The sequence below is a fragment of the Actinomyces sp. oral taxon 175 str. F0384 genome, assembly GCF_000223355.1.
Lineage (GTDB): Bacteria > Actinomycetota > Actinomycetes > Actinomycetales > Actinomycetaceae > Actinomyces > Actinomyces oris.
Genome location: NZ_AFUR01000001.1, coordinates 762,893 through 776,184, shown reverse-complemented (window position 1 = coordinate 776,184; position 13,292 = coordinate 762,893). Strand labels below are relative to the sequence as shown.

Below are 13,292 nucleotides of genomic sequence, written 5' to 3'. Positions count from 1 at the left end.
TCCTCGCGAGCAGCCGCCAGCGACACTACTGCCGGCGTGGTCACTGCCGTATGTTCATCATTCCCCAGCGATCTCTCCATTCTGTCGTATTTTCTGTATACTTATTACAGAGTAGCCAAAATAGAATACCCGGAGGAATAATGGCAGTTACTGTTGACGGTCGCACCGACATCGAGAAACTCACTGAGTTGCTCTCTGAGCCAGAGCAACAACACCTCGAATTCAAAGAAAGCGTTGACCTTTCTAAGAACGAGGGGAGAGTAAAGTTCGTCAAAGATGTTGTATCTATGTCGAACCGACCGCCAGGCGGATACATCCTCATTGGAGTTGACGACAGCGGAAAGCCTGTTGCCCCGCAAGGAACCTTTGATCAGAAAACACGTGAACTCTTCGACGGTGCGCGCCTCAACGACCTTATCCGCAGGTACACCGAAGGCCCCGTACACATCGTCTCACAGTTCCACACTGTTAGCGGGCACGAGGTAGTTGTCATCTACGCTCATCATAACGAAAGTGGCTTCCCTGTACCCATGAGCGCACTTGGGCAATATGAAAAGAATGGTAAAACTGTACAATTGTTTCGCACGGGAGACATCTGCATCCGAGATGGCGCGCAAAACGCCCCTCTTCGGTGGTCGCACTGGAATGAGCTGCTACGGGAGCATGATCAGCGCATCCGCGATGATGCCCGAAAAAACATAGAATCTCTGGTGGCAGAAGTTGTCAAGTCATTGCGAAGCCCAGGTGGACGATCCAATGTGCCGCTATCGATAGAAATGTCAGACGACACATTCGTCGAGGCACTGCTCACCAATATTGAACTCAGCGGAGACATGCGTATCCGCTACTTCTTGTCTCAGCTCTCCGGATTTGCCGCCGACGAGGAGCGTTATGTCGAGGCGCTCAATAAGGCAACTATCATCGTCGTGCAGGCTCTGTTCCTCGGCAAAATCGACATTGCTGATCTGACGATCACCCGCCTGTTCGATGCGTATAAGCAACTTGACCCGCAAGATCCATCAAAGCAACTCGCAATCATCGTACGCTGCTACATCATCGGCGCAGCCGCTGTCCGATGCGAAGCGTGGTCGACTATATCGAATCTTGTACTCCAGCCCTATCCTCCAAAAATCGACGCCTTCACGTACGTCTACACATCGTGGATCCGCCACGGACAAGTCCAAGCGTCTTGCGCAGAATTATTTCCTGCCGACGACCGTGGAGGCCTCATGATTCCCCCAGCACGCCTACTTATGGTCGAGCATCCCGCGATGCGTCCTGACGTGCCAGATATAGCACTCAATACTGACGAAGTCATCCCAGTGGGTGACCCACTCCTTAACTCACTGTGCCAGTTTGACATTCTGTACTGCGCTATTGTTGCGACCGACAAAACGCACAGCGGTAGCGCCTATCCCGCTTCGTCTGCTTTCAAACAGAATCACACCTACCCAATTCTCGTTCGACTCATCGACGATGACAATATGCGGCAGCAGTTGTTTCCACAAAAAAACGATTCCCAGATCGCCACAGCCTTGAATGAAGCGATTAGCACTGCTCAACAACAATCAATCCAATACCCTAATGGATGGTGGTGGAGCGACCATCCAGACGTTCGAAGTTTCATCAACGAGCACCAGAGTTAATAATACAGGCATTACCTCATTAGTCAGTGTTGTTACCAAGATGGAGAACACTCGATGAGCAAAAGCCAGCCACTCCCGGCGGTTGCATACCGATTCACTGATAGACACAAAACAGACTTCAGCTTGCTTACTTAACAATCAAGCCGAACCTTCTCATAGTGCTACAATCATTGTATACTGATTGGAGTAATGAATGCATATAATACAAAATACCCACAACTCTCAGGATCGTCATACAACGAAGTACTAAAGCGTGCTCGCCAGGAATACAACGTCATCGCACACTCAACCAAGCGACAGCCGTACGTCAAGTCGAAGTACTTCAGCGGCGAGAAAGTATTTCTCGCCGTGTTTTGGACACATTTGATGGATAAGAATCAGAAGGATCGCACCAAGCGACTTCGCTTCTATAAGGCGGCGCTTGACCTGCTTCGCAATTCTCAGATCAATCCAGATACGATCGCTAGCACCGAAGATCAGCGGATGCTGCTCTATCGGTTCTATGGTGTAACGAAAGACGGCAGCTATTTCTGCGTTCAAGTCAAGGAAGACATACGAACAAAGCGCAAAGACTTCATGTCTGTCTTCGACAGGAAGCCGCACTAAATCAGCCTAAAATAAAAATCTCCCGCGGTGTAGCCTAGAAACTACCTGCCGGAGATTTCTTGGTGACACGGCGATCAACTGTGTCTGGTTATGATTATATGCTTTTCGATTGAGTTGTCAATAGTTTTACTCGATTTTGACATGACTCACCTTTTTCTCGAACACGTAAAGCCGTACCAGCTGAATCAAAGATACACTGCCACCAGGCCGACCTCTTTCCAATCGCCACGATGTCGTGGTTTACACTCATGCACCAACATGCTTAAATAGAAGTATGACTGAAAAAGACTTTCAACGTATACAAGAATTATTAACCACGAGTCTCAACGCCACAGAGGCACGGAATGCTGAGCGCTTCGACAAGATAGACAAGCGCTTAGACGGCATGGAGAGACGGCTCGATAAGCTGGAACATGAGACGAAGGAGATGCGTGCAAGCATGGAAACACGCTTTGACGCCATTGGCGCTCATTTCAATGAGATTGACACGCGCTTTGCAGCACTAAACGAGAAGATCGATCGCAACCATCAGGAAGTGACCACGCGGATCGACACACTCAGTAAAGACATCGAGTCTCAGCACCAAGACGCCCTCGAAGCGAGAGGCGCACTACGGCTGCTCACCACGCAGCATGAGGCTCTCGCCGGCCGGGTAGCGGTTGTTGAGAGTAGGTTGCAGTCGGCGTAGCAGCATCATCGTTTTCACAGAGCGATTTTGTGTCTCGATGAGTTGATTGTTATTAAAAAGCACGCAACTCCAGCGCAGTACCGATCAGTCTAGGACGACTACTACCTAAGGCGCTACATCCAGGTCGACAAGCAGCTTGAGAGGTCCGCGCCCCACTGCCGTTACCAAACCGCAACGGCGTAGGCTCACTCACCATCCTCACGACAAGCTATCGTGAAAGCGCCCCACTCGGGCACGATGTCGCAATGGCTGCGACAGACACACCATGAGGAACCCATCATGTATTTCAAGTCCCTAACCATCACCAATTTCAAGTCTTTTGAGGGCGAACAGCCTATCATCTTCTCCAAAGGAATCAACTACATCGTTGGCAATAATAACTGCGGAAAGTCCACTATAATTGATGCTCTACGGTATCTTGCCGAAGGAAATCGCGACACGTCAGCATTGCAAAACAAGTCTGCCAGCGAGGACTTCTCGGTCGAAGCCATCATTGCCGGGGAAGATTTGTCCCAGATTGTTGAAGACAGAAAATACTCTAAGCTTAAGGACTATTTGCTCTTCAATGAAGACGGACCTTATTTCAAGGTACGCCGCTCACCAAAAGAAGAGGAAATTGAGCAGAACGGCAAGAAAGTAAAACTTGACGGGAAGAAAATCACTTTATGGAACCCAGATACGCAGCGGTTCGAGAACCCGACCGGTATCGACGCACTTTTCAGGTCGTTAGTCGACCTCGTGCCGGTGCTTGCCGACACCACCACCTCCGAAGTCGTCGATCTTGGCACAACAAAACCACTCGGTAAACTCATCGCGGCCATCTCACAAAAATTCCAAGAGACCGACAGGTGGACGGCGTTTCAGAGGGCTCATCTAGAGGCGTTCTCCGATGGCGAGGAATCGCTCTCATCTCTGACTGAAGAGGTCACCAGCCAAGTTGAAAGCCTTTTACAGGCGCAATACGGCGCGGCCAAAGTCCGGCTCAACTTCGATCTTCCTGATGCTACGACCTTCATCAAGGGTGGCCAGCTACTCGTCACGGATGGCAACTACGAGACCCCGCTGTGCGACAAAGGTACCGGGATGCAGCGCGCCGTCACGTTGGCACTGATTCAGGTGTACTCGAATATGCAGCACAAAACGAAGGAGCTTGCGCCCCTTACGCTCCTCCTGGACGAGCCCGAAACCTGGCTCCACCCTCGTGCGCAGATTCAGCTCGGAAAAGCGCTGGCAAAAATCTCGGAAAACGAGCAACTATTCCTCATCACGCACTCGCCGTACATGCTGCGCTCATACCTCCCAGCACAGCACAAACTGCTCATCCTTTCGCGCGAAGATGACGGGCCATCGATTCGGTACTCGGAAGAACTCGGACTCGTCGCCAACCAAAAGCCTTCTCTAGGCGAGATCACCTACTTTGCATTTGGAATTTCTTCGCCTGAATTCCATGATGAGTTGTGGGGTGAGATACAGGTGATTACCAAACGTAAGAGTGAGTGGAGTCTTAACGTCTGCCTACACGATACGCACAAGCTGCCATACGACAAAGAATGGAAACGCGATGACCGGCCGAACGATGGCCCAGAGGAAGCCACACTTCCATACTTCATTCGGAACTCTATACACCATCCAGAGAACAGACTCAACGCTCCATACACGGACGACGAGTTGGAAGAGTCAACCGAGAGCCTCATCGCAGTGCTGAAGACGCTACAGAGCACGCAAGTTAGCACCCCGTAGAGGATCAGCCACTCGCATTAAGCGCCGTTGCCCACCTGAAGGTTGTCGGTCGCGCACCTGTGGAACGTGTCGGGATTCCCCGCGCGTTCCACAGGTGGCATGCCTGCGGCATCAGTTCGCAACGGTTCGCATCCGTGTTAATACTGAAGAAGCTGGGCACCATGTGCTCGACGCAGAGCCACCAGTCAGCTGGCCGCACGACAGAACATCACGGACGTCGTGGCTGAGCAGCACAACGCCGCTGACAGAACATATTAACTGCTCAATATGTTGCGTGAGCCCACTATATGCAGGAGGCTGGCCTACTGACCTCGAAATCTTGCAGCACACTCCCGCTTTGAGAGTTAGGCCCAACATTCCATCCGCGTGTCACTGGTGCCCTTCACTACCCTCCGCTGCCACTGCGCCCCGATAGTTCCCCTCCCCCTCTGACATCAAGTTGCAAGATGTATTCCAAACTAGTTGCATCACTCTAGATTGCTGGCACGGTGATTCAAGATTGCCGACGCTGCATCTCGCGAGCCCACATCTATGATTGTGAAGTATGAGTATACGGTTGAAATTGAAGTTAGCGCTAAAAATGCGACAACATAATGCGACGTGAAGCCACCTCCAGAGGTGATCCATGCACCGATCAACGACAACGCACTTATGACAGCAAAGGTACCCCTGAGTCTGAGGTCTTGACTGGCCTTGATTGACGCGGATATTGCAAGCATTTTTTCTGATTCACTACTAATCTCTGGATACCCGCAGTCTTTGAGTATTTTGTTTGTCTTGCGGATTATGCGAGGAACGTCTGAGCTTGACATGTTCCTACTGTAGGGCAAATGCCAACGATAGGCGTCGCCTTTCGTGCGTGACTCACGTCTCATACGACAAGCGCAGAATAGTTCACTGTTCTACATTTGAAGATGACGCTCACGGCTCTCAGAAGCATCACACGACGAAGTTCTAAAGCATGATCTTCAGGAATGTAACGTAACCGTGCGCTCGACGAAGTGGTAGCCGCACGTCAAGTCTCAGATCGATCCAGATACGATCGCAAGCGGCGAAGATATGCGGATGCTGCCCCATCGGTTCTATTGCGCAACGAAGGGTAACAGCTACTTCTGCGTGCAAGTCAAGGAAGACAAGTGCACCAGCCGCAAAGACTTCATGTCAGTCTTTGATAGGAAACCGCGTTAAAGCTCACTAAATAAAAATCTCCCGCTGTGTGACCTGAAAACCACTCGCCGGAGATTCTGGTGACACGGTGTTGGCCTGTGTCTAGTTATGATTATATGCTTTTCTTTGGCGATGTCAATAGTAATTTCCGGAATCACGTCGAATAATGATCACCGCTGGCAGGGTACGCAGACGGATCTTGTGGTGTATTCGAGCTCGTGCCGACTTCACCTTCTACGGGGATCAGGGCTGCTGGCAACGCTAAAGTGTTTGCCGGGCCCAACCTGCGGCGGCAACGAGAGAAGACAAGTAGTGGCGTAATGACTCTGTCTGTCTCCACTCCCCCAGCCATCAGTCAGGTCTATGCCGCTGCCAGATGCTTGCTCACCGTATCCCGCCCAAAGCCGAGCTCCAGGCCGATCTCGATGTAGGTGCGGCCCTGGGCGTGGAGTTGCTGAGCACGCCGGAGGTCGTCGTCGGTGAAGCGTCGCTTGCGGCGGGGTGGTTGCTTGGCTTGGCGGCACGTGGCGCGGACGGTGGACTCGGTGACACCGACCTGGGCAGCGATCTCGCGGGCAGTCATGCCGGTAGGCTCAAGGCTCAGGATCTGCTGCTTCTTCGCCGCGCTGATCGGACGGCAGGCCGTCTTGCGGATACCGCGGGCTGCAGTGGTCTCGCTTGCTTCTGACGTAGGCGCTACGCTAGCCGTGCTCGACTCCGGAGCAACCTCACCCGCGATGAGGCGCTGACGGAAGGTGAGCAGGGGTAGCCAGTTGTTCGGATTGATGCTGCCCAGGTGTACCAACAAGCTCTTACCTGAACCCACCCCAGTCGAAACAGGCTGGGATGCGGTTCCAGATGTTGAACAACGCTCACCCACCAGGGTGGGCGTTGTTCGTGTTGTGGGGCTCGTGGGCTCGTCGTCAGCGGTGTGCGACGTGATCGAGTTGTCAGGCTGAGCCGCGTGCTGCAGGTGGTGCGCATGAGCGGCGGCGTGCAGGCTGGGGCTGGCCAGCTGGTCGAAGGGTGGGGTGAGCAGGGCACTGAGGCGAGTGCCGGAGCCGGTGTCGGCGAGATGGACGGAGTGCGGCATCAGGACTGGCGTGTCAGCATCGGCACCTCCTCCCCCGCTAGCATCGCCAGTTCCTTCTTCTTCTCCGGCGCTGTGCTGCTCATCGTGTGCGCCCACATCGCCCTAGCGACAGCGCTGGACTGCGGGCAGAGAAGTTGGTCGGCGGGATACGCGAGCAAGTCGCAGGAGGCGTACCGACGCAGGCACCACGATCGCTCCGTTGGACGCCTGCTCACCAGCGTCCGCCGCTCTTCCGTACTGCGGAAATGACGCCCTCGAGCGCCAACGCGAAGAGTCCTTCCCCGCACTCAGACACAGGCACGAGTGATTCACAAAGACGCTCTAGTCATCCCTGATAGCAGGATGCGGGCTCTCATAGATGACTGCCCCGCTCTCACCCACATCAGATCACGATTCGGCCGCAAACAGCCCGCTGGGACGGGAGACCGCTGCAGGCTGGTCGTGCGGCGCTCTACTATCGATTGCGGCAACGCAGCCCCGTCCCTGTTGGAGTCATCCTCCAGCCCCCGTCCCCTGTGGCGACACCGGCGTCGCTCGGCTCTGCACTGCCGTATATCCCTCTTAACCCTGCGGTGGAGCCTCCCATGAGCCTGACGCGCGAACTGAACAAGAAGCAGTCTCCGTTTCGGCAGCTGGTGGAAAATTGTGCCCCCGCTCTGGCTATAGCTGGTGGCAGGTCACCGGAAGGCAAGCGGGTCGCTGAACGGCTTGGTTTCTACGATCTCGTCAAGGCACGATCCCTGGCACCACTTCCAGACGGAGTGACCGACGCACGACGCCATTCGCCAACTGTCGGCATGGCCTTCGACATCCGCACCAGGATGATGCTAGGCCAGTTCGATCCACGCCGAAGCGCTTCGGCGATGGGCATGGACGTCTTCAACCATCTCCTCGCACCACTGTTGCCGAACAGCCAGCACATATCAGACGTGCTTGGCGACGCTTTCCTCGAAGCGGAACGACTCACCAGGGACGGCGACGACGTCGACCAGGACTATGCCAGCATCGTCTTTGCCTGGTGCGAGTCGATCTACCGCGCCGGCGGGCGGGCGATACGCAGCTCGCTGGGCGAACGCCTGTCAACAGCACGGAACGTCGACGAGGTGTACGACTCGATCCCACCGCTCATGCTCGAAGACATCTTTCGCCTGCGCATCGTCAACCAACGCCAGATCAAGCACTGGCGCCTACGCATGAGACACGGGGCCTTCTTCATCTCGAACCCATCCTTCTCCGGCGACTTCTTAGTCGGCGGCGCCGACGGCGACTGGTTCATCGACGACACCCTCTTCGACTTCAAGGTCAAGGACACCATCACAGCACCGTGGGTGCGGAAAGTTCTCATGCAGCTCCTGGGCTACCTCATTCTCGACCTCGACAACGACTACCAAGCCCAGCGCGTCGGCATCTGGTTACCACGACAGGCAACGGTTAGAACCTGGGAGATAGAAGAAATTATTGGTGGTGATGCGAGCAAAATACTATCTAAAGCACGACGTAATATTCAGGGCACAATTAAACGAAAGAACGGGGCCACAACATAGATTATGCCCGCAAAAGCATTTCATTGAACCTACAGCACATCGAAGATGTTTCTCACGTCATTTTAACTACTTTGGTCAGGCGACACAATAAACCAAAGATTTCAGGCACCCGAGATCTAGGCTAGAGGAAATGGAGGATAAACCGATTCGATTGACAAGACGACATGTGCACATTAAGGAATAAACCGACAATTCCCAGCCTCCCACCAACAACCGACCACAATAGACAAATGTCGATATCTCTTCGATCACACCCTCACTAGCAGATCATGTGAGCCCTCATCAGGCCGATGATGCTACATCCCACTCTTCCTTCTGCCTGCAACAGCATCACCTGTCATCAGGCACGCTCTGAAAACCGCCTCCATGTGGCTCGAGGTCTCGCCGTTTGGAGCAGACGACCGCTGCACCCGAACCTGTCGTCGCTGCGGCGCAGTTAGTATGGACGGTGGTCGCTACGACGTCGACCTGCGCAGCGATCTGGCTGACAGTCAGGCCCGCGCAGACCAGGTCGAGAATCTGCTGCTTCTTCGTCGCGCTGATCGGACGGCAGGCCGTGTTGCGGATGCCGCGGGCCGTCGCGGTCTCGCTCCTCTCCTCGGTAGACGCTACGCTAGACGTGTTCGACTCCGGAGCTACCTCACCCGCGATGAGGCGCTCACGGAAGGCGAGCAGGGGTAGCCAGTTGTTCGAATTGATGCTGCCCAGGTGTATAGATTTCAGTTTCCAGCACCAAGAGGGTCCCCAAATTCTGACAGGAGGCCCTAACTCTTTCGTACGCTCCGACACCTGCCGTTTCCGGCTCTTCGCGTTTGAGGGTGTGGTAGCTGGAGCCTATTGAAGTGCATAGGTGGGGTGGGTGCGTCGTTGCTTGGGTAGAGGTCGAGGTCTCCCGATGATGGGAGCTGCTACACAACCGTCACGAGAGACCTCGACGTGCCTGAGACTACCTTCGCCTGCCCTGATCTGACGACCTTCCTGGGCCTGGATGCCCTGGGACTGACCGCGGTGGGTCAGCTCCTGACCTCGACGAGAGCCATTGTGGAGTGCCGCATGCCGATCGGGTTCGAGGACCCCTTCTGCAGAGCCTGCGGCGCTCAGGGAGTATCCCGTGGGACGGTGGCCCGACGCCTGGCCCACGTGCCGGTGGGGTGGAGGCCCACGCAGCTGGTGGTGCGCGTGCGGCGCTTCGCCTGCACCCACTGCCGTCGAGTGTGGAGACAGGACACGAGCGGCCTGGCTGAGCCCAGGGCGCGGCTGACGCGCTCGGCGGTGGAGTGGGGGCTGCGGTCCCTTGCCCTGGAGTGCATGTCGGTCTCCCGGGTGGCAGCCGCTCTGGGGATCTCCTGGCACACCGCCAACAACGCAATCCTGACCCGAGCCGAGCAGATCCTCAACGAGGCGCCAGACCGCTTCAAGGGGGTGGAGGCTCTCGGAGTTGATGAGCATGTGTGGCGCCACACCAGGCGGGGCGACCGCTATGTCACCGTCATGATCGACCTGACTCCCGTGCGCGACCGCAGTGGTCCGGCGCGTCTGCTGGACGTGGTCCCGGGTCGTTCCAAGAAGGTCCTCAAGACCTGGCTCTCCCAGCGCGACCAGGAATGGCGTGGGCGGGTCGAGGTGGTAGCCATGGACGGTTTCACCGGGTTCAAGAGCGCCGCCGGCGAGGAGCTCCCACAGGCTCGGGCGGTCATGGATCCCTTTCACGTCGTGGCCCTGGCGGCCCGCAAGCTTGACCAGTGCCGCCGGCGGATCCAGCGGGCGATCACGGGCCGGCGGGGCCGAGCGGGTGACCGGCTCTACCGGGCCCGGCGCACTCTGCTGACCGGGGCCGGCCTGCTCACCGATGCCCAGGCCGAGCGCCTGGAGAACCTCTTCGCCGATGAGCGCCACGCTGCGGTCCAGGCCGCCTGGGGCGTCTACCAGCGCCTCATCCAGGCCTACCGCACCGAGGAGGCGGGCCTGGGAAAGTACCTGATGCAACGGCTCATCGACTCCTTGAGGCAGGCCGTCCCCGACGGGCTGGAGGAGATCCAGACACTGGCCAGAACCCTGACCGAAAGAGCCTCCGACATCCTGGCCTACTTCGACCGCCCCCGTACCTCCAACGGCCCCACCGAAGCGATCAACGGACGCCTGGAGCAACTACGCGGCATCGCCCTGGGATTCCGCAACCTCACGCACTACACCATCCGCAGCCTCATCCACACCGGACGCCTCAAAGACCACCTGGCAGCAACCACCTAAACCAGCCGATAAGCCCCGCCTAAAACACCCTCAAATACGAAGAGCCCCGTTTCCATCGACTTGTTCCGAGGCATCGATGAAAGAGAACTCCTTCGATTCGGGTACCCCCGCATTCGACGTCGTGCTGGCGCAGACGATCGCCAGGCACTTCCGAGGCGCCACGACCGAGACCATCGACGGTACCCAGACGGTCCGGCTGGGCGAGGGCCTGCCCGTCATCGAGTGCTTCATTGACGAGCTCCAGGACCACGAGCCATACGGCGCGTTCCTCTTCCTTCAGATCAGCGGAGGCGCCTTCGGGAGCAGACGGGTCCTGGTCACGGCCAGCGGCTACGGCTCCAGCCAGCTGGAGTCGGTGGTCACCGCCGGATGCAACTGGGCCTGTGCCTTCGGGCCTGTCCTGCTGACCGGAATCGGCCACCCGGACCTCATTGATTCTGACAATCCCGACGTCGAGCAGTTCGAGGCCACCGTCGGAGGCAGACGCTACCGGGTGGCCACCGGGCATCTCGACCGCAGCATGAACATGCCGATCGAGGAGGTGGAGGCCTACCGCCAGCGGCTGGGTGGCCCCCGCGCCCTGACCGACCGGGTACTCGCTAGCCCCTTGATTCCCGCCACTCGCTCCGACGACGCTGTGGCACTGGGCTGCTATGCGGCCATCGGCCCCCACTCGATCACCGAGCTCAAGCTCGCCGGCGCCGACTGGCCCGCGGGACGCAGCGTCCTGGACGCGATCCCGCCCGAGCCCGGTGGCCACCGTATGCTCCGGGAATGGTCGGTACTCACGCCCCTAGAGCCCGCACCACCCCTGACCAGGGACGGACTCCAGCACACCCTCAACCTCATCGCCGCGACCTCCCACGATCCCAGCAGCGAAGCCGGCTGGCTCGGCAGCCGCCACCACGGCATGAGGCTGGGGCCGCCGAACCTGCCTGCGGGACTCTCGCTGCCGGAGGACCTGCGCTGGTTCCTCAGCACCATCGCGGGCTCAGGCGCCGGCCCCGGCTACGGGCTGGACATCTACCCGGCCGACGACGGAGGCATCCACCTGGCCGACGCCGGTTGCGGCGCCGAGTGGCGCATGAGCCCCTACGACGGCAGCGTCTGGCTGGACTCGCGGGCCTGCGACGACGGTTTCACCCGCGTGGCCCCGAGCTTCATCTCCTGGTACGAGGCCTGGCTCGACCACGCCATCCGCGGCGGCGGCTCCTTCGGGCGGTGGTCCTACCAGGTCGATGCCGCCTACAAGATGCTCGAACAGAGCGCCGCCGAGTTCGGCGTCGATCGCCTCCCCGAGACCGTCACCCGGGTGAAGATCCAGACCCCGACCAGGGCCTTCGGCCCCTGCCACACCTGCCAGCTCGCCTACTCCCGGTGTGGGGTGCCGGCGTCGGTCTTCGTCACGGCGCCATCCCCGGCTCCCTGAGTCACCGAGGGGACTAGACGCGCCCTGGTGCGCCGTAGAACTGGTGCGCCTGTTGAAGCAGGGCCAGGAGGTCCTCCTTACTGCCCTCCAAGGTGCCGGGAAGGTAGACGCGCTCCTCCTTGCCCATCCCACGGTCGGCAACCTCATTGATCTGCTGGCTCAGCTGGGCGGTGCTCGGGTCCTGGCGGCGCATCTGCCGGCCCAGCGGCGTCAGGGTGTAGCCGATCACCAGCTGCGCTCGTGAGCCACTGTCGGGAGTGACTTCCTGCCCGAAGAACTCGGCGATATCCGACCAGCGTGCGGACTCATTGACGATGTTGCGCCGTTCCAGGCGCAGCCCCTCAGGCGTCACCACCAGTCGACTGCGGAGGATGATCTTCCTCATCATGCCGGGGATACCGATGACGCCGAAGAAACCGATACAGGCGATACCAGCGAGCATGTAGAGGAGCGGGGAGCTCGACTGATTCGCAATCAGAATGATCCAGACCCCCACCGCTGTGAAGCCGACGCAGCCCAGAAGGCTTCCCCAGAGACGCATCGGTGACTCCGGAATAACAAGCATCCCGGTGCCGCGCAGCTGCTCGCTCATCTGACGAACTCGTCCGGCATCGACTCCCACGTGACTCGTCTCCTTACCCCTCATCGGTACGACGGATACGCCCCCTACCCTAGTGACCTCACGATGGTGAGGGGCCCTATCCGACCAGGAATTCACCCGAAGAGCTGATTCCCGGCTCCCGTCTCGGGAGGTGGAGGCGCCGGGCTACGACGCAGTGATCGGTTCCCTCCCCATCACCGCACTTACGCCCAGCGACGTCCTGAGTCACTCCTCGTGCTGGACGACCTCGAAGCCGAGGACCTCCACGCTCATGCCCCGGCGCTTGTCGTCCTCGTGCCCGCCGGCGGGCCGCGCCGCGCTCCAGCGCTCGTAGTCCTCACGCCTGTCCCACCGGGTCACCACGAAGTAGCGGTCCTCTCCGACCAGCGGGCGCAGCAGCTCGAAGCCCTGAAAGCCCTGTGAGGTGTCAACGCCTCGCTTCCGGGCGGCGAAGCGCTTCTCGATCTCGGCCTGGGCTCCCTCGGGGAAGGTCAGTGCGGTGATGTTGACATAGGTCATAGGTGCTCT

The 13,292-nt window shown here is 58.0% G+C and carries 10 protein-coding genes; 6 read left to right on the top strand and 4 right to left on the bottom strand.

The genetic code is table 11. The features are described from left to right. Positions 1 to 140 precede the first annotated feature (140 nt). Positions 141 to 1,646 carry a helix-turn-helix domain-containing protein gene (locus tag HMPREF9058_RS12960; RefSeq protein ID WP_009406278.1) on the top strand — a complete coding sequence of 502 codons (1,506 nt, stop codon included), beginning with the start codon at positions 141 to 143 and terminating at the stop codon, positions 1,644 to 1,646. Positions 1,647 to 1,931: 285 nt separating this feature from the next. On the opposite strand, the gene HMPREF9058_RS13580 is transcribed toward HMPREF9058_RS12960, so the two are convergent. Continuing rightward, positions 1,932 to 2,249 (bottom strand): hypothetical protein, encoded by a 318-nt coding sequence (locus tag HMPREF9058_RS13580; protein WP_175284665.1) that lies wholly within the window; start codon positions 2,247 to 2,249, stop codon positions 1,932 to 1,934. A 277-nt stretch (positions 2,250 to 2,526) separates the two neighbouring features. On the opposite strand from HMPREF9058_RS13580, the gene HMPREF9058_RS03235 reads away from it, so the two are divergent. After that, on the top strand, positions 2,527 to 2,940 hold the full coding sequence (locus HMPREF9058_RS03235) for a hypothetical protein (RefSeq protein WP_139018927.1): 414 nt from the start codon (positions 2,527 to 2,529) through the stop codon (positions 2,938 to 2,940). A gap of 279 nt (positions 2,941 to 3,219) precedes the next feature. Continuing rightward, positions 3,220 to 4,680 (top strand): ATP-dependent endonuclease, encoded by a 1,461-nt coding sequence (locus tag HMPREF9058_RS03230; protein WP_009747445.1) that lies wholly within the window; start codon positions 3,220 to 3,222, stop codon positions 4,678 to 4,680. Positions 4,681 to 6,208: 1,528 nt separating this feature from the next. On the opposite strand, the gene HMPREF9058_RS13745 is transcribed toward HMPREF9058_RS03230, so the two are convergent. Continuing rightward, positions 6,209 to 6,940, bottom strand: coding sequence for a hypothetical protein (locus HMPREF9058_RS13745; protein WP_254654046.1), 732 nt, complete (start codon positions 6,938 to 6,940; stop codon positions 6,209 to 6,211). Positions 6,941 to 7,524: 584 nt separating this feature from the next. Between HMPREF9058_RS13745 and HMPREF9058_RS03215 the strand changes: the two genes are divergently transcribed. The 3 genes from HMPREF9058_RS03215 (at position 7,525) to HMPREF9058_RS03200 (ending at position 12,163) form a co-directional block, all read left to right on the top strand. Next, entirely contained in the window at positions 7,525 to 8,484 is a 960-nt protein-coding gene (locus HMPREF9058_RS03215) for a hypothetical protein (protein WP_009747614.1), read from the top strand. Between the two features lie 936 nt (positions 8,485 to 9,420). Continuing rightward, on the top strand, positions 9,421 to 10,734 hold the full coding sequence (locus HMPREF9058_RS03205) for an ISL3 family transposase (RefSeq protein WP_009405997.1): 1,314 nt from the start codon (positions 9,421 to 9,423) through the stop codon (positions 10,732 to 10,734). Positions 10,735 to 10,810: 76 nt separating this feature from the next. Continuing rightward, complete coding sequence (locus HMPREF9058_RS03200; protein ID WP_009405586.1) at positions 10,811 to 12,163, top strand: SMI1/KNR4 family protein; 1,353 nt, start codon at positions 10,811 to 10,813, stop codon at positions 12,161 to 12,163. Between the two features lie 13 nt (positions 12,164 to 12,176). Here the strand turns inward: HMPREF9058_RS03200 and HMPREF9058_RS03195 are convergent, their stop codons facing one another. After that, positions 12,177 to 12,755: an STM3941 family protein gene (locus tag HMPREF9058_RS03195; RefSeq protein WP_254654045.1), complete on the bottom strand. Its 579-nt coding sequence runs from the start codon at positions 12,753 to 12,755 to the stop codon at positions 12,177 to 12,179. A gap of 234 nt (positions 12,756 to 12,989) precedes the next feature. Beyond that, positions 12,990 to 13,283: an antibiotic biosynthesis monooxygenase gene (locus tag HMPREF9058_RS03190; RefSeq protein WP_004565265.1), complete on the bottom strand. Its 294-nt coding sequence runs from the start codon at positions 13,281 to 13,283 to the stop codon at positions 12,990 to 12,992. Positions 13,284 to 13,292 lie beyond the last annotated feature (9 nt).